Origin of the sequence: Ekhidna lutea (genome assembly GCF_900188325.1) — a bacterium.
In the GTDB taxonomy this organism is placed as follows: domain Bacteria; phylum Bacteroidota; class Bacteroidia; order Cytophagales; family Cyclobacteriaceae; genus Ekhidna; species Ekhidna lutea.
In genome coordinates this window covers 610,833-628,547 of sequence record NZ_FZPD01000001.1, presented here as the reverse complement: position 1 = coordinate 628,547, position 17,715 = coordinate 610,833, and the positions used below count along the sequence as shown (strand labels likewise).

The window sequence follows — 17,715 nt, the reverse complement described above, 5'->3', positions numbered from 1 at the left end:
CAAATTGAATTTGAGATCGTTAATTATTGAATCAGCTTAAAGTCATTTTGAAGAAAATAATACTCCTTATAATAATCGCGGCATTCATAGGTTGTTCACCGTACAAGAACAATCCTTTAAGCAGTTCATTTCACGATCTAACGGCTCATTATAATGCTTATTTTATTGCCAATGAGCGAATCAATGAAATTGAGCAGTCGATTTTTGAAAGTCAGGATTGGAACTATAATAAAGTTTTACCGATCTATGCACAATTTGATTCTGTTAAGTCTGCTTCTCTGAGTACACAAATTGAAGACTGCATTCAAAAAGCGTCTATTGCCATCCAAAGGCACCCCAACAGTAAATGGGAAGATGACAGCTATATTCTGGTAGGGAAAGCGCGTCACTATGCAATGGAATTTCCTGACGCTATCGAAACCTTTAAGTACGTGAATACACATAGTAAAGATGACAATGCTCGTCATCAAGCACTTACACTTTTGATCAGAACCTTTACAGAATTCAATGAATTCAACAATGCCATTGCTGTAACTGACTACTTGGCTAAAGAGAAATTAAATAAAGAAAATCAGCGCAGACTACATCTCAACTCAGCTTATCTCTATCAAAAAAAGGATGATAAAAGCAAAATGGTGGGAAGCCTGGTGAAAGCTGAAGAATTACTCAATTCATCAGATAAGGCACGCATCAATTTTATAATCGGCCAGGTTTTCCATGAGTTAGAGTTTGAAAGTGAAGCATTCAGGTATTATAAAAATGTGCTTAAAAACAACCCCACATATGAACTTGAATTCTACGCAAAATTATACATGTCGCAGGTTACTGAATTAGCTGATGGAGGTGACCTAAAAAAGATTCAACGATATTTCAAAAGCTTGCTCAGGGATCCTAAAAACAAAGAATACAGGGATAAGATCTATTATGAGCTGGCTGGTTTCGAATTAAAAAATGGAAATCTGGAGGAGGCAATTGATAATTATAAGTTATCTATTAGAAACAGTGTAAACAACAATCGTCAAAAGGCATATTCGTACCTGAGCCTTGGTCAGATATACTACGATACATTAAAAGATTATGTGCTTGCTAAAGATTACTATGACAGCACAGTCAATACAATGCCAAGAGATGAAGACAATTATGCTGAGATAAAAGAGCGCCAGGAAATTCTTGTTGATTTTGTGGAACAAATAGTTACTATTCAGAAAAACGATAGTCTACTACATTTAGCTTCACTACCTCAAGATTCAGTTCTTGTAATGTTTACTGCACAGGTTGAGTCTACCAGAAAAGCTAATGAGGAACGGAAAAAGAAAGAAAAACAAGCAGCAATAAACAGAGCACGTAGTATAACTCAAAGTGCAGGAGATAACCTTATTACAACTGCTTCAACGGGAGCCACCTGGTACTTTAATAATACCAGTGCATTAAGCAAGGGACGTAGTGACTTTATTCGTAAATGGGGTGAGAGGGCATTAGAAGATGATTGGAGACGCAATAATAAAACAGCTAGCAATATTTCAGAAGAAGAAACGGTTGTCGCCAATAGAGAAATATCGGAATCATCCGGAGAGGAAGAGACAGTAGAATCTGCTGCAGATGAAGCTAGAAGAATGATGGAATCACTTCCTACCTCAGAACAACAGCAAGCCACTTTGTTGGGTGAAATAGAAGTTGCCCTTTATAATCTGGGGAACATCTATAACCTAAGGCTTGAAGAAGATGCTAATGCTGCTGAATCCTTTGAAAAGCTACTTTCCCGCTTTCCTGTGACAGAATATGAAGCAGAAGTTCTTTACCAACTATACCTACTTTATAAGAATTTGAACCCTCAAAAGTCGAAGCAGAAAGGAGAACTATTAAAGCAAAAATATCCTGAAACCATCTACGCAAAGTTAGTAGACAACCCCAACTACAGGGAAGAGAGCTTTGCTATCAGTGCGCAGCTGAAAGGATTATATAAGCGACTATATCAAAAATATAAAGCTGGCTCATACAAGGAAATCTTATTTGCCTCCGATAGCGCATTGAGCCTACACCCAGAAAATGAGTTTAGTGATAATGTTGCTTTACTTAAAGTCCTGGCAATAGGACAAACAGAAGAAGATCACAAGTACCAATTTGAACTCGGTGAGTTCATTAATGAATACCCGGAAAGTGAACTAAACGAATATGCTAAATCGCTTTTAACAGCTTCGGAAAATTTTCAACAAAAAAGATACAATAGTGCACGAGCGAGATTCATCGAAGATTTTAATCAAAAGCATCTTTTCGTTATCGCTTACGATATCAAATCAGATATGACTGATAAGCTACCACCAATAGTTGATGAGTATTTAAAAGAGAAAAATTTAACGACATTAAAGACAGGCAATCTGATTTTAAGTGATCAAAAATCCATGCTGCTTGTTAATATTTTTCCTGGAAAAGGTACAGCCATCAGCTTTATGAAATCCATCAATCAGGAGCTGAACTTGAAGGAAACATTTAAAGGCCAGAAATTTGATGTTTTTGTAATTACAGAAGATAACTTTGATATCTTTTATCAAACAAAAGACGTGTCTGCATACCTATCATTTTTTGAAAAGCACTATTGATGAATAGAAAACTAATTAAATATACACTAAGGCCTTTGTGGGTCGTGTTTGTACTTGGTGTTATTGGGATTCCTTCCGTTTTTTTGATGGTGAAAAATGATGCATTCGGATGGTTTGGAAGCCTTCCAAGTCTTGAAGCCCTTGAGCGTCCGGATCCAGACCTGTCATCAGAATTAATGAGTGCAGACGGTGTTTCACTAGGGAAATATTTTCGTAAAAACAGAACACCGGTAACCTATGAACAACTTTCTCCTGAGCTTGTAAATACCTTATTAGTTACAGAAGATGTAAGGTTTAAAGATCATTCTGGTATCGATTTAAAAGGTTTGGCCAGGGCTATTATTGGAAAGCTTACATTCTCTTTTCAGGGAGGTGGAAGTACCTTGACCATGCAGCTAGCAGAAAATTTGTTTAAAACAAATACAGCAGAGCATGGCTCACTATATCGGTCGAGAACACTCGGACAAATAATTACCAAACTTAAAGAATGGATCATTGCTGTACAGTTGGAAAAATCCTATACGAAAGAGGAGATTCTAGCAATGTACCTGAATACTGTAGAGTTTGGAAGCAACTCGTATGGAATCAAAGTTGCTGCAAAAACCTTTTTCAATAAGCTTCCGTCTCAACTGAACTATTCAGAGTCTGCAGTGCTTGTTGGAGCCATTAATGCACCTACTCGATGGAGCCCGGTACTAAACCCTGAAAATGCGCACCGAAAAAGAACAGAGGTACTTTGGAACCTGCATAAATATGGCCTTATAGATAAAGTACGCTACGATACACTCAATAGAGACTCCATTCAATTAAACTATAGAGTTGAAAATCAAAATGAAGGATTAGCAACGTATTTCCGCACAGTTGCTAAAAACTATCTTGTCAGATGGGCCAGACAAAACGGATATGACCTTTTTGATGATGGGTTAAAGATTTATACAACAATTGATAGCAGGCTTCAGCAGTATGCTGAGGAAGCTGTTGCAGAGCACATGGATACATTACAACATATCTTCAATGAACATTGGCAAGGAGAAAATCCATGGATTGATAACGAAAACAAAGAAATTCCTGAGTTTTTGGATGACGCTATTAAACGAACGGAGGCATATAAAAACTTAAGATCTCGATTTGGAGACCAGAAAGACTCAGTTGATTATTATTTGAACAAAAAAAAGAGAATGACAGTCTTTTCCTGGGGTGGTGAGATAGATACTGTCTTTAGTTCTTATGACTCATTAAACTATTACAAGCGCTTTCTACAGGCTGGGTTCATGTCCATGGATCCAAGGACAGGCTATATTAAAGCATGGGTTGGAGGCATAAATCATCAATATTTTAAATTCGATCACGTCCAGCAAAGCAGAAGACAGCCAGGGTCAACATTTAAACCAATTGTGTATACCGCGGCAATCGATAATGGATATTCGCCTTGTTTCCCGGTCGTAGATGCACCAGTTTCATTTAGCTTACCTGGTCAGGACCCACCAACTTGGGTTCCCCAAAACTCAAATGGACGATTTACAGGTGAGGTAATGACCATACGCCAGGCAATGGCGCAATCAGTTAATAGTATTACTGCCTTTATGATGAACAGAATTGGACCTTCAACGGTTGTGGATTATGCTAAACGACTTGGTATTGAGAGCAGACTCGACGCAGTACCATCTCTTTGTCTTGGAGCGGGTGGCGATGTTTCTATCTATGAAATGGTTGGTGCATATTCCACGTTTGTCAATAAAGGAACCTACATTAAGCCATACTTCATATCGAGAATAGAAGATAAAAATGGCAATGTTATCCAGCAATTTGTTCCTGATGAACAGGAAGCTATCAATGAGGAAACAGCATACCTTATGCTGCATATGCTTAAGGGTGTTGTGGAGATGGGCACAGGTCGTGCATTAGATTATGAATTAAAAGTTGATAACGAGATAGGTGCCAAAACGGGGACCACACAAAATGCTTCTGACGGATGGTTTATTGGAGTTACCAAAGATCTGGTCTCCGGAGCATGGGTCGGTGGAGACGACAGGAGCATTCGTTTCAGGCAATGGGTACTTGGACAGGGGGGAAGAACGGCGCTTCCTATTTGGGAAGGCTATATGCAAAGAGTTTATGCTGATGAAACGCTAGGATACGAAAAAGGATACTTCGAGAAACCAACTAAACCACTACGTACCGTCATCGATTGTGAGCGCTATGAGGAGAACACAAATCCGACTGATACTGTTGATTATGATGTTGTGGATGAAGATGACTTCATGTAAGAACTGTTTTTTTTCAAGAAAAAAATCTCACAAATAGCTATCATATTTGAGTGAATGGAGTTTCAGCGATATTCAAAGGATGAGTACTTAAAACTGCCAGAGAGACCAGGCATATACAAATTTTTTGATCAAAGCGGCAACATTATATATGTTGGAAAAGCCAAAAGCTTAAAGAAAAGAGTAGCCAGCTACTTTACTAAAGCAAACCTTGACAATCGAAAGACATACCGTCTTGTTTCCGAAATCCAGGAAATAGAGTTTGTTATCGTTTCTTCGGAATTTGATGCATTACTACTCGAAAACAACTTAATCAAGGAAAACCAGCCGAGATACAATATTCTCTTAAAAGATGACAAAAGTTTTCCAAGCATTTGCATCACCAACGAAAGGTTTCCAAGAATCTATTCGACTCGTAGAATTGATCACACAAAAGGTGAGTACTTTGGTCCATATACAAGCGTAAAGGCGATGAATGGAGTTATAGATTTAATTCGAAAAATCCATAAAATCAGAACCTGTAAGTACAACCTATCAAAGGATAACATCAAAAAGAAAAAATTTAAAGTATGCCTTGAATATCATATTGGCAATTGTCTAGGGCCATGCGAAGGATTACAAACAGAAGATGATTATCTCAAAGATATAGACGAAGCAAAAAAAATACTAAAAGGTAAGATTGGCATTGTGAGCAGGTCTTACAAAGAGAAAATGACTGAAGCTTCGGGTAATCTGAAGTTCGAACTAGCTCAGTCATACAAGGAAAAATATGACCTATTGGAAAAATTCCAATCTCGCTCTTTAATAGTCAATCAGAAAATTACCAGTACTGATGTTTTTACAACAACAAATTCAGATAACAAAAATTCTCAATTCATCAATTATATGCGAATTGAGAATGGAGCTATTATCAATTCTGAGACAATTGAAGTGAAGAAGAAAATCGAAGAAGACGATGCTGAAGTTTTCCGTTTTTCCATTTTTGATTTGAGAAAAAAATATGGCAGCAACAACCCGACAATTTTAACCAATGTGTCCATTGAGCCTTGGGAAGATATAGAAGTAATTGTTCCTAAAATTGGAGATAAAAAGAAGCTTGTAGAATTGTCGTTTAAAAATGCGCTCTACTATAAAAAAGAGAAACTTTCCTCAAAAAGCACTCAGCCCAATGAAGGGATATTATTAAGTCTTCAGGAAGACCTGAAACTTTCAGATCTACCAAAGCATATCGAATGCTTTGATAATTCAAACATACAAGGTACAAATCCAGTGGCGTCAATGGTCTGCTTTAGGAACGGTAAACCATATAAATCTGATTACAGGAAATTCAATATTAAAACAGTTACGGGCCCTGATGATTTTGGCTCAATGAAAGAGGTAGTAGGCAGAAGATATGCTCATCTTAAGAAAGAGGGAATCTCATTCCCAAATTTAATTGTAATCGATGGAGGCAAAGGCCAACTCAATGCTGCCTGTGATGCTTTGAAAGAGCTAAATATTTATGGACAAGTCCCTATAATTGGTATTGCTAAACGACTGGAAGAAATCTATTTTCCTGATGATAACCTTCCAATTCATATCAACAAAAAATCAACTTCTCTTAAGCTTATTCAGCAAATTAGAGATGAAGCTCATCGATTTGCAATCACATTTCACCGACAAAAAAGAAGTAAAGAGTCCATTGAATCATCGTTAGATTCAATTAAAGGGATAGGAGCTAGTACGCGCGAAAAAATAATGCGTGAGTTTGGAAGCGTAGCTCGCTTAAAGCAATCTTCAGAAAAAGACTTAATTGATTTAGTTGGACAATCGAAAGCCAAGATTATTCAACGGGCAATAAAAAAAGGAGTCCTATAAGGACTCCTTTAGAATTAACAAAGAAATATTAATTAATAGTCTTTAACGCAACGACAGCTATTTCTGTGCCAGTCACCTATTACACTATGATATATTTCTTTAGATCCTTTTTGCACAGAAATTAAACCGGATGTATTGTCGGACTTCTTTTCAGCATCCCAATAGTTTCCGCTAATTCCAATGTTTTTGAATACCCTTCCCGGATCACCAAATCCTCCTAAGGCCAGATCTAATCCACTTTCACCACCTTTTTGTAAAGCAACTCCCGCGTCACGTATTCCACCAAAGGTTTGGAATAGTAAATTCCATTCCCCAATGGTAGGGATGTGCCATCCTTCAGGGCATGCCTCTCTTGCTGCCTTGAAAGTATATAATCTACCAAAAGCCTCACAGTAAGCTGGCTCATTTTTGTAACAGAATGAATCTGGAACTTCATAAGCAAGGTTTTGAGCCATCCATGTTCTTTTGACAGTTACTCCTCCTTCAAGCTCTATATCAATAGTTACTGTTTTATAAGTTTTACCATCTCTTGGATCTGTCAGTTCTCCAGATTCTTGTGCAGTTGCAAACAGGCAACCGACTACAGTTATAATGGAGAGTAAATTTCTAATATTCATTTTCCGGTGGATTAGGGTTAGGTTCTATTCAAATTAATATTCCCAGAGTTCTGATTCATACTCCATCAAGTCGTACTCATACTTTTGTTGAATCACGATTACACTCATAGGGTCTTTAGCCATTTCATCAGCGTAAATTTGTCGTATATCCAAATCCTGAGCATTAGATACTTTTATAATTGGTGCATTGAACAACCTAAGCTCAAATGCATCACTCATGTTCATATGCTGTCCTGGATTTTGGTTGTTATAGTATATTGCTTTGTCCGCATATGGCCCTCTGAATAACGCAATTACATCATCATATCTAAAGTGTGCAATTGGTTTTTCAAACCCAGCAGGATTGTAAAGGGAGCCAGCATCTCTAGGCAAAGCAAGGGTTAAAGATCTAATGTAATTGTACATGCGAGATCTGTTTCTATCAAAAATTACATCTTCCTTAAGATACAAAACAGAAAATAAATCTTCTGGGATTGATTCCTGCCTGGGTTCATCCGATTGCTCTTCGCTTGCTTGATCCGCTGAATCATCTCCAAAAGAATCAAATCCTCCGGAATTAAAACCTCCTCCTACAAATGGATTTTCTTCTCTTTCAACAGAAATGTTTGAAACAAAAATAATATCCGGCATGAAGTTGATGCAAGAATCTGATCGGTAAGGTGTTAACAATCCCTCATCGACGGCTTCAATGAGTAATCTAGATACCTCACCATTCAAAGAAAAGAACGGTCTGTTTTGCTTCTGCTTCATGTTCATTCTCCGCCAAACGGTCTTCCGGAACATCACTTGAGTCTCATCCACCTCCGGCTTTACCAATGGTGCCAACTCCTCCTGTGCATAACCAAAGGAGAGGGAGAGACCAAAAACGATTACATAACCTAAATTTTTCATATCTCTGTTTTATCTGACAATTCTATTTCAACGATATGTTGATAAAGCGAGTGTGTTTTGGAAATGTTTCCACTTGCTTTCTAAAGTTTTGTCTTTGTACTTTTTTAATTTCTATAACCAATTGATCACCTTTTCTCCCAGACATACCTCGAAGGTTAACCTCTTGACCTGCTCGAATTGAGCCCCGTCCTAGCCCACCACTAACTAATGTTATTTCAGCTTCAGCTACTTGAAATTTCGCATCGTTTGGCAAAAACTGAGCGAAACTCTCATCAGGAATAGCTCTTAAATATAGTTTAGGAGTTCTGGCAGGGATACCTTCTTTCATATTCACTTCTCCTGCATCAGTGTACACTTTGATGTCCGGAGCTGGGATGGCACGTACACCAAATTCTCTGGATCCGATCACATTGCCCCCACTGGAAACGGTTAACGTAACCTTCTGCGATTTTGGCACTACTGTTACCTGACCTTTTTGAGACCCTTTTATTGCATCACCACCACGTGCTGAAAAAGATGGATTGTACTGAGTTCCAAGAGCCGGCACTTGTACATCCAATGCGTTTCCACAGTTGTAATAAAGCGCGTTTACAGACTGTGATTGAATTTGAATAACTGGCCTTACAACATAATAATCAATTGTATCCACAAATGTGGTATCTGTTCCACCTCCCTGAGGCACTGTAATGGAAGCTACAATCTGCTTCTTAGCATTTCCTTCTTTATCGTAATTCCCAGGAGTAGCTGTGAACTCGACTTTACCAACTCCACCAACAACCGGAGCTTCTTCACCATTATAAGTCATGACTAGCTTGTCGTTCAAACCAGAAGCTGAAGCAGCAATAAACATATCTGCTTTATACTTAGTACCTGCAGCTACATACTGTGATTCTGGCATGATCACAGGTTTAATCTGATCAAAAGTGATGTCTTTCAATCCCACTCTTTTTACAAGAAAATCTAACGCAGAAGTTTCGAATGAAAGCACGTTTGCCTGAAACTCACTAACTGTTGCTAGTCCAGCATGGGTTGGTGAATTCTCAAAAGCAAGTTGCGACCATTTTTTACCTTTCTGATTTTCATCTTTCTGATAAATAGGATCTTCATCAGCATCTAATGCAATTTTATGGTATTGCTTAAGTTTAGATTCATCAGCGCCATTTTTCTTTAAAAGGCCTTGAATGTATTCGGCATATCCATTTAGCATTTCTCTCATTTCTGCGCCATTTCCATCTCCACCTTCTTCAACAGGCATCATGTAATTACCAACCTTATCATAATCAGTTTTGCCCATGATGAATCTTCTATCCCCTTTATGGCCTTCCATATAACCGCCGGTTATCTCTACAAATTTTTCTTTGTACTCTTCCATCTCGGCCATGATTTTGGTGGTTTCAGCTCTGAGAGCTTCAGCATCAGCCACAACCTTCAAATCATCAGCGCGATTTCCTTTATCCTTAGCGGCAGATTTCATTCCCGTGATTGTTCTAGCATTTCGCTGCGATGTTTCGGCATTTGCTCGCTCCAAACTTTCATTGATAAAGGCGAATTTGTCAAGTACAGTGGAACTCACATTCAATGCTAACAATGCTGTTAGCACCAAATACATCATGCCAATCATTTTCTGCCGTGGGGTTTCTTTTCCTCCTGCCATAATTAATTTGTTTTAAGGATTATTGTTGATTACTTCCTCGCATTGCGGTAAGCATATTACCGTATACTTTATTTAAAGCAGAAATGTTCGATGTTAACTTATTTAGTTCTGCCTGGAATGCGGAAGTTTCCTTACCAGCATCAGCCATACTTTCAAGCGCACCGCTAATATTTGAATAGAACTTATTCAATGCTTTCGTATGACTTTGAGCATCCTTCAATTCCATTTCATAAACAGCATTCAACGCACCCAAACTCTTGGTTACATTTTGAACCTGACTATGATATTCTTTCGTGTCTTTTGTCGCATCTGCCATTCCAGACATTGCTTCCATCGCACTAGCGTAGGACTTATTCATTTCTGAAAGCGACTTAGATGCAGACTTTACGTTTGTTGCATATTCGTTTGTTGCAACTGCCGCATCACTAAGGTTTGACATCTTTTTTGCTGATTCCGCCATGTTTCTCATGCCGTCACCCAAACTTTTGATCAATTCTGGTCCAACTTTGGCATCTGCAAGCATTTTATCCATCTGTGCTGATGCACCAGTTGCTTGTGGCACTGCTTTTCTTGGTGCAGCTGATGGTCCATCATAATCGTCAGCTAGCTCCGGATACACTTTTGCCCAATCCGGCTCAGCGTGCTTTGGTTCAAAAGCACTCAAAAAGAAAATAACAGCCTCGGTGGTTAGACCAACCCCCAGCATTAGGGCCGCACCCGGCATGTGAAGAATTTTAAACATCGCTCCCACGATTACAACTGCAGCACCTATTCCATAAATTTTTGGCATTATAGTGGAATAGAGTAGCTCCTGAAATCCGCCTTTTTTGCTCATTGTGATAATATTTAGGTTAGTAATTTATTCGAAATTGATTTTTATTAAAATTCATATCCTGATGATCTACCAAGATAGGTCATTGCACATCTGAATCCAATAGAAGCTCTAGTGGTGTCCTGATGCTCATATGATCTTGTTCCTGTTTCCAGGTAGTACGCGATATCTTTCCATGAACCGCCTCTTATTACCTTAAAAGGAATGTTATCATCAAAATAAGTTGGGTTCAAATCCCACGTAAGTGGCATTGCTGAAGGATTATACGCATCTTCACACCATTCGGCTACATTTCCTGCCATATCGTACAGTCCGTACTCATTAGCGAAGTAAGTTCCAATCGGTGATGTATAAGCATAGCCATCATCAAAGTAGTTACCTCTACCTGGCTTAAAGTTGGCTAACAGACAACCTTTCGCATTTCTGATGTATGGATTTCCCCATGGATATTTCGCCATGTCTCTTCCTCCCCTTGAAGCATACTCCCATTCGGCTTCAGAAGGTAATCTAAAGTTAGGCATAATTGGAAGCCCTACACTTTGACGGTAGTCATTTAAGTAGTTTGTTCTCCACTCACTAAAATACTTAGCGGCATTCCAGTCAACCCCAACCACGGGATAATCATCAAATGCCGGGTGAGACCAATAGTAAACCACTAAAGGATCTCCCATGTGATGAGTGTAGTCTCTTGTCCAGACAGTGGTGTCAGGCATCAAGTCCGCAATAGAATAGCCAGTAGGCAAGTCTATTTCAGAGCTTTCCTGAAGATTTTGAGTAAACTGTCTGTACTCATTGTTGGTGATTTCAGTGTCATCCATAAAAAACGCACCGATAGTCACCTGTTTATTAAAATTAATTTGAGTCGCTGCTACGTCTTCATCGGCTTGACCCATATGAAACGTACCAGAAGGAACTGAAACCATGCCATAAGGCCGGGTCATCTCCCATCCTAGTCTGTCAGGAGCACCTATTAGCTCCCCTCTGTCTCCTTGATCTCCGCCAAAAAGTCCACAACCTGAAAGAATTATGGCGCAGCAAATGACAACACAATTTGATATTGTTAAAACACGCATTTTATTCATAACACCTTTATTGAACATGCAAGTATGTAAAATAAACAAACTTTAGCAAGAATTATTGCACGATATTCTGCCTAAATATATAATCATAAATCGATTTAGGACAAGTTTTGCTTTCAATTTTGGATGAAGCCTTTTCTCAGTATGACTAAAAAGTGAACCGAGGGGTTTTCACAGCCTTTCTTCCACCGAAGATTAAATCAGGTAAATCGTACCTTATAAAGACCTCATGAGATGTGGGCTGCTTTGCATCCTGATCTTTCACTACATAGTCAAATGAATAGCCAGCCTTCAACCGATTGTTTTCCATAAATGAATATCCTAAAAGTAAGCTTAGTGATTCACCTCTACGAAAAGCAAGACCTCCCCACATCCGTTCCTGATATACCGCAACAGCACTGATGTCGTAGGTGTAGGTCTTTAAGTCTGACCTTATAAGAATTGTAGGATTCAGAATTAAATCCCTCATTAGTCCAAACGTTGTTCCTCCCATTAATAAGTAATTGGTCGGAATTATATTTTTAGCATCAGTTCCAAAATCAAATCCTGGTTGCAGAAGGTTTTCCACAGAAGCACCAACGAAATAATCGCGATTAGACTTGAAGTATAGCCCTGCATGAAGATTTGGTTGAAATTGCGATTCACTTCCGCTCGGAATCAAAACATCCCCCTGATCAACGAATCTATAGTTTGCGTTGATTGAAGCCACATTCAGCGCAGGCATTACCCCAAGTGATAACTGGCCGAACCTAAACTCTTTTTTTAGCGATGCTGAAATTCTGGCCTGAACAGAATTAAGCGGACCGGTCTTGTCATTGGAAACAGACAGGCCAAACCCGGAAAATTGTCCCTGAACAGGAATTACCAGGGATAGTAATTGTGTAGTGGGTGCCCCTTCAGGATCATATGATGCATCATACCCTGCCCATTGCGTGCGGTGATGTGCCGCAGCAAATGCCTGATCCTCTGATCCAACCCATGCCGGATTGTAGTAGGAAGGATTAAACATGTAATGGTTGAAGAAAAATTCATTTTGTGCAAAGCTGAACTGTGCCACAACCATCAAGAGAAACACCAAAGAAACCTGAAGGCAACTTTTCATAAGGGCAGTTAAATTTATAGCAATCTTAACATTTAAATCACCTGTAGATGACTATTCTTAAATCACTATGTCTATTACACGTGTAAGTATAACGCTTACAAATAATATACCCTTATTATAATTAAATGTTGTTCGCTTCTTTAATGTAAACCTCAAGCGCACCTGTCATAGACGGGGCATTCGGTAATGGCGCCTGAATATCTAATATCAAATTAGCCTCATTTACCGCCTTTGCTGTGGTCGGACCAAATGCTGCAATTCGGGTATTTTTTTGCTTAAAATCAGGGAAATTATGTAGCAATGATTCAATTCCAGATGGGCTGAAAAATGCAATTACATCATAGGTTACATCATCCAAATCAGATAAATCTGAAGCCACCGTTCGATAGATAGTTGCTTCAGACCACTCATAGCCATTCTCTGTTAAGAAATCCGGGATATGTTCTGTTCTTATATTAGAGCATGGAAAAATGAATTTCTCATCTTTATGCTTTTTTATGACATTTAGCAAGTCTGCGGCTGTCCGCTCTCCTGTGAAAATTTTTCGCTTTCTTATTACGATATATTTCTGTAGATAATTAGCCGTAGTTTCAGAAATACAGAAGTACTTCATATCGGTTGGTATCTCAATCTTGCTCTCTGTCGCGAGTCTGAAAAAGTGATCAATGGCATTTCTGCTAGTGAAGATCACTGCAGTATGATCCAAGATATTTACTTTTTGCTTTCTAAACTCTTTTATGTCAACAGGATCGATTTCGATAAACTGGCGGAAGTCAATTTTCAAATTGTACTTTTCCGCTAATTTATGATAAGGGGAATTAGGATCAGACGGCTCAGGTTGTGAAACTAAAATGCTTTTCACCTCTCTCAAACGCTCTTTATCCATTACCAAACGGTCATCAGTGGCACTCATGTAAGTCTCTGGTTTTTATGATTATTTATAGAACCATCCCAGAAAAATTATGACAGGGATGATTTCCGTGGCACAAAGGTAGGAAATAATCATAAGTTTTTTACGTGGAGAATTATTAACAAACTTTAAAGTAAACCAAACCACAAAAAGTATAATCCCAACTGGGAATAGGGTGATCATGCGATCTGTAATCCAACTCTCTGCTGCTGTGTTAATTATAAAATCTGTGACCAGAAAAAACATTATTGGTAAAAGAAGGATCGTGTGGAAATTAATAAAGTCAAATAGCTGGAAATTTTTAAGCCCACGAAAACGAAATAGTGCTGCAACGGCAGAAATCACAAGCCACTTTATAATGAACAAACCAAACACACCACAAGCAATTTTTAACCAGCTCCAAATAAATTCTGTGAAGCTTGTGGGATATATGAAGAAGTTTAATCCAAGTAAACTATTAACATAAACCGCAACAAATGACAATGACAATGAATAGAACGCTACCAGGCTCATGCTTGAGCTTCCAAAAAAACTAGTGTTTATAAATTCATATGCGCTGACTTTAAATGTGAAAGCTTTTTCCAGCAGGTAAGAGACTCGTCCCGGAAATTTCAATAAAATAAAACCCAGAAAAGCTGTCAAAATAATTAGTGAGCTAATGACAAACTCACTCATGGTATTTCTAACCTCCCGTTGAATAGAAATCTCATCTTTAATAACAAGCAGGTCCTCAAAAACAACCAATTCACATTTTAGATTTTCAAGCGTATGGGGACTGCTGAATGAGAGAAATAATGTATCGGTTTTTGAAGAAAGAAATAAGTCTTTCGATGTATAATACTCACAACCTATAATTAAATCCTGAAGCCTTCCATTCACCCAAATTGAAAGATTCGCCGGATTACAAATCCGTATTCTTCCGTTTGGCACGCCATTGATAAAAACTCCAGCTTGATTTACATTTTCAAGTGATGTAATAGGAAAAAGCTCTCCATTCACATCCGTGCCAACCATAACTTTGGTGTAATCGGTTACCACCACCGTATCTTGTTGGCAAAAAGCCAAGAGTGTTTGGACGATGAAAATCAGGCTAACTATATTTTTCATTAAAATCTGGAGATATATCCAAAATGAACTTTTATTTCTGAAAATGAGGTTTGACCACCGGAGTTGCCAACTGCCAGGGCAAAACTAAACTGGCCAGACGATGTAGCAAGTGCAAATCCAAGTCCAAAACCAAAAAGATAATTGGCATGCACTTTACCAGTCACAAGCATTTGGTCATAAAAAACCTGCAAGTAGCTTTCTTCCTCAAAGAATGACCTGAACTCACTGCGACTCAAAAGGTACTTTTCTGCGAAGATTGACCTCTCGTTAAACCCTCTAAGAGATTGCAAACCTCCTCTTCTATACATTTCGTTTGTCAAAAGCTGGTCGTTTATCAACATACCAACATCAATGTCGTTATAAAATGCTTGCTTTCGTAAAATCCTAACCTGATAGGCAATCTGTGCATTCAATCGATAAAACTCAGTTTCAATATCAATGGAATCATAATACACATCAGGTAGGTTGAGGTTTCTATTGACTTTTTTATTACCTAAAGACATTCCTGCATTCCAAACAACATTCTCATTGAGCTTTTGAAGTGTTCGAATATTTCCAGAACTAATTCTTGCCCCATAAGTGGTACGAGTAAAGTCAGCTAATCCAGCGTTTGCAATGGTTGACAGGTCGGTAGAAAGCAGCGTGCCGTTGGTTTGCTCATATTCAAGGTGTAATTCCGATGATGGGGATATATAGGTGTATAGGCCAAGGGCCAAAGTTCTAGTCAGAAAAGTGGTGTCTTGTTTTAGAATGTTCAGATTGAAAGATGGAGAAATCGAAGATTCAAGTATAAATGGATGTTTATAATAAATATCCAATTGCTGTGATTCTGCTGAAAAACGTTCCCAGGTAAACTGGAATTGCTTTCCTGATTTAAAAAGGTTTTGAATATCGAGTGCCAAATTTCCAACGAAGACCGTATTGCCCGCATCTACCTGCTGGAGACCTAGCACACCTTGAAAAGAATTAGATTCATTCTCTGATATGTCAAGAAAAACGGTTGCTTTTTCGTTTTTGAATGAAATATCTGTTGGTCTGTCCAGATGCAAAATTGAAGTTCTTCTCATTTTTTTTTGAATCGACCTGTAGTTACGTTCACTAAATCGATCTTCGGGAACAATGTCAAGAAGCTTGTACATATAGCCTCGGTCTGTTGTGATATCCTTAAATAGAAAAGCTGAGTCGTATCTAATGAGAGGTCCAGTGTTTATGGACACTTTAGGCATCAAAGTAGATTCAACCATTTGAATTGAATCTAGCCGAATGGATGCAAAAGGATACCCATTGTTGATATGATCAATAAGAACATTTTTTAATTTCCCATGCAGTCTTGATCGTCCAAGCTCAGAGCTTTTATAGGTGTATTTATCTCCTTTATGTAAATAGATATTAACCGTATCGCCTGAATTAACTGAATCAACACCGGTAAAAAAATAACCCCGGTCTAGCCAATCTATTTGATACTTTCTAATGTGAGTCACCAGGTCAAGCGTGTCTTTAAAAGATCGATTTTCCTTTCGCTCATTATCTACAAAAATTTGCGAAGGTACCTGGGCGTGTAGTCCTATCCCATTTATAAAAAACAACAGAATGAAGATTCTTTGCATGGGTCTTTGCAATTTAGCCTGAAATCATGGCTGGCATATACATTCATATTCCTTTTTGCAGGCAGGCGTGTCATTACTGCGACTTCCATTTCAGCACGAACCTAAAAACTCAAAGTGAAATGGTGAATGCAATCGGTCAGGAAATTCGGTCGCGAAGAGACTATATAAACGAGACCATTGAAACCATATACTTTGGAGGTGGCACTCCCTCATTGCTGACTAAAACTCAGTTTGAGCACCTGCTGACAAGCATAAAAGAAAACTTCCGGCTGGGAGATTCACCAGAAATAACTCTGGAAGCAAATCCCGAAGATCTTACACCTGAAAAAGCTTCTGCAATGTATAAGCAGGGCATCAATCGCCTGAGTGTCGGTGTACAAACATTTAATGAAGAAAAACTGACCTGGATGAATCGGGTTCATTCATCAACTGAAGCCAAAACTGCTTATGAGAATGCCAGAGCTGTGGGTTTTGACAATATATCATTAGATCTCATTTATGCGATTCCGGATCATGATCGATCGGACTGGGAGAAGGACTTGAGCACCATTGTGCAATTGGATCCAGAGCATATCTCGCTGTATGGATTGACGATTGAAGACAAAACGGTTTTCGGGAAGTGGGAAAAAGAGAACAGGCTCATACAGGTACCGGAAGATGAAGCGGCTGCTCAATATTTACTTGCGATTGACTTTCTAAAAAGGGCTGGTTTCGTGCAATATGAAGTTTCAAATTTTGGAAAAGAAGGTTTTTACTCCAGACATAACAATGCTTACTGGTCGGGTGTGCCATATCTGGGTGTTGGTCCCGGAGCACACTCATTTAATGGAACGACACGAAGTTTTAATGTCCGAAACAACCCAAAATACATCAAGGCTATAAAAGAAGGCCTTTCCTATTCAGAAACAGAGCAGCTATCAGATACCCAACGACTCAACGAGCAAATTTTAACCCAGCTTAGAACAGCTAAAGGACTGGACTTAATCGCCATTGAGGAACGAGCTGGTGAATCACTTCTCAAACTTCATTCAGGATTTATCGATGAACTTCGGGAAAAAGATTTAGTAGCGACCGAGGGGAATTACCTAAGGCTTAAGTCCAGAGGATTTTTGGTTGCAGACGAAATTGCCCTGAGACTATTTTTTCCTGAGTAATCACACTTACCAAATTACTTAGGGATAATGCCAGATAACTAATA

At 38.7% G+C, this 17,715-nt stretch carries 13 protein-coding genes; 4 read left to right on the top strand and 9 right to left on the bottom strand.

All coding sequences use genetic code 11. The features are described 5' to 3' along the window. Positions 1–47: 47 nt before the first annotated feature. From porW to uvrC, 3 genes are read left to right on the top strand one after another with little or no spacing between them, the layout of a single operon-like run. Positions 48–2,597, top strand: coding sequence for a type IX secretion system periplasmic lipoprotein PorW/SprE (porW, locus tag CHB71_RS02735; protein WP_144017308.1), 2,550 nt, complete (start codon positions 48–50; stop codon positions 2,595–2,597). Further along, entirely contained in the window at positions 2,597–4,864 is a 2,268-nt protein-coding gene (locus CHB71_RS02730; RefSeq protein ID WP_089355337.1) for a penicillin-binding protein 1A, read from the top strand. The genes porW and CHB71_RS02730 overlap by 1 nt, the downstream gene beginning before the upstream one ends. A gap of 54 nt (positions 4,865–4,918) precedes the next feature. Beyond that, positions 4,919–6,718, top strand: a complete 1,800-nt coding sequence (uvrC, locus tag CHB71_RS02725; RefSeq protein WP_089355336.1) for an excinuclease ABC subunit UvrC — start codon at positions 4,919–4,921, stop codon at positions 6,716–6,718. Positions 6,719–6,750: 32 nt separating this feature from the next. Here the strand turns inward: uvrC and CHB71_RS02720 are convergent, their stop codons facing one another. The 9 genes from CHB71_RS02720 to CHB71_RS02680 form a co-directional block, all read right to left on the bottom strand. Then, entirely contained in the window at positions 6,751–7,335 is a 585-nt protein-coding gene (locus tag CHB71_RS02720) for an FISUMP domain-containing protein (RefSeq protein WP_089355335.1), read from the bottom strand. A gap of 33 nt (positions 7,336–7,368) precedes the next feature. Then, the gene (gene porN / locus CHB71_RS02715) at positions 7,369–8,226 is read right to left on the bottom strand and encodes a type IX secretion system ring subunit PorN/GldN (protein WP_089355334.1); all 858 of its coding nucleotides are present in this window, start codon (positions 8,224–8,226) and stop codon (positions 7,369–7,371) included. A gap of 22 nt (positions 8,227–8,248) precedes the next feature. Beyond that, on the bottom strand, positions 8,249–9,880 hold the full coding sequence (gene porM / locus CHB71_RS02710; protein WP_089355333.1) for a type IX secretion system motor protein PorM/GldM: 1,632 nt from the start codon (positions 9,878–9,880) through the stop codon (positions 8,249–8,251). Between the two features lie 19 nt (positions 9,881–9,899). After that, positions 9,900–10,715, bottom strand: coding sequence for a type IX secretion system motor protein PorL/GldL (gene porL, locus CHB71_RS02705; protein WP_089355332.1), 816 nt, complete (start codon positions 10,713–10,715; stop codon positions 9,900–9,902). A gap of 44 nt (positions 10,716–10,759) precedes the next feature. After that, positions 10,760–11,794 (bottom strand): T9SS ring complex lipoprotein PorK/GldK, encoded by a 1,035-nt coding sequence (gene porK / locus CHB71_RS02700; RefSeq protein WP_089355610.1) that lies wholly within the window; start codon positions 11,792–11,794, stop codon positions 10,760–10,762. 145 nt (positions 11,795–11,939) lie between these two features. Next, positions 11,940–12,893, bottom strand: a complete 954-nt coding sequence (locus CHB71_RS02695; protein WP_089355331.1) for a PorP/SprF family type IX secretion system membrane protein — start codon at positions 12,891–12,893, stop codon at positions 11,940–11,942. 121 nt (positions 12,894–13,014) lie between these two features. Further along, positions 13,015–13,806: a uroporphyrinogen-III synthase gene (locus CHB71_RS02690; RefSeq protein ID WP_089355330.1), complete on the bottom strand. Its 792-nt coding sequence runs from the start codon at positions 13,804–13,806 to the stop codon at positions 13,015–13,017. A 21-nt stretch (positions 13,807–13,827) separates the two neighbouring features. After that, the gene (locus tag CHB71_RS02685) at positions 13,828–14,910 is read right to left on the bottom strand and encodes a DUF4271 domain-containing protein (protein ID WP_089355329.1); all 1,083 of its coding nucleotides are present in this window, start codon (positions 14,908–14,910) and stop codon (positions 13,828–13,830) included. Further along, positions 14,910–16,517 carry a BamA/TamA family outer membrane protein gene (locus tag CHB71_RS02680; RefSeq protein ID WP_089355328.1) on the bottom strand — a complete coding sequence of 536 codons (1,608 nt, stop codon included), beginning with the start codon at positions 16,515–16,517 and terminating at the stop codon, positions 14,910–14,912. Before CHB71_RS02680 ends, CHB71_RS02685 begins: the two co-directional genes overlap by 1 nt. Before the next feature lie 26 nt (positions 16,518–16,543). On the opposite strand from CHB71_RS02680, the gene hemW reads away from it, so the two are divergent. Next, positions 16,544–17,671: a radical SAM family heme chaperone HemW gene (gene hemW, locus CHB71_RS02675; protein WP_089355327.1), complete on the top strand. Its 1,128-nt coding sequence runs from the start codon at positions 16,544–16,546 to the stop codon at positions 17,669–17,671. Positions 17,672–17,715: the final 44 nt, after the last annotated feature.

What these genes read in the sequence shown, in the direction of transcription:
- porN (WP_089355334.1), bottom strand. Translation starts at nt 8,226, where the DNA reads ATGAAAAATTTAGGTTATGTAATCGTTTTTGGTCTCTCCCTCTCCTTT.
- CHB71_RS02685 (WP_089355329.1), bottom strand. Translation starts at nt 14,910, where the DNA reads ATGAAAAATATAGTTAGCCTGATTTTCATCGTCCAAACACTCTTGGCT.
- hemW (WP_089355327.1), top strand. Translation starts at nt 16,544, where the DNA reads ATGGCTGGCATATACATTCATATTCCTTTTTGCAGGCAGGCGTGTCAT.
- porM (WP_089355333.1), bottom strand. Translation starts at nt 9,880, where the DNA reads ATGGCAGGAGGAAAAGAAACCCCACGGCAGAAAATGATTGGCATGATG.
- CHB71_RS02730 (WP_089355337.1), top strand. Translation starts at nt 2,597, where the DNA reads ATGAATAGAAAACTAATTAAATATACACTAAGGCCTTTGTGGGTCGTG.
- porK (WP_089355610.1), bottom strand. Translation starts at nt 11,794, where the DNA reads ATGAATAAAATGCGTGTTTTAACAATATCAAATTGTGTTGTCATTTGC.
- porL (WP_089355332.1), bottom strand. Translation starts at nt 10,715, where the DNA reads ATGAGCAAAAAAGGCGGATTTCAGGAGCTACTCTATTCCACTATAATG.
- CHB71_RS02695 (WP_089355331.1), bottom strand. Translation starts at nt 12,893, where the DNA reads ATGAAAAGTTGCCTTCAGGTTTCTTTGGTGTTTCTCTTGATGGTTGTG.
- CHB71_RS02690 (WP_089355330.1), bottom strand. Translation starts at nt 13,806, where the DNA reads ATGAGTGCCACTGATGACCGTTTGGTAATGGATAAAGAGCGTTTGAGA.
- uvrC (WP_089355336.1), top strand. Translation starts at nt 4,919, where the DNA reads ATGGAGTTTCAGCGATATTCAAAGGATGAGTACTTAAAACTGCCAGAG.
- CHB71_RS02680 (WP_089355328.1), bottom strand. Translation starts at nt 16,517, where the DNA reads ATGCAAAGAATCTTCATTCTGTTGTTTTTTATAAATGGGATAGGACTA.
- CHB71_RS02720 (WP_089355335.1), bottom strand. Translation starts at nt 7,335, where the DNA reads ATGAATATTAGAAATTTACTCTCCATTATAACTGTAGTCGGTTGCCTG.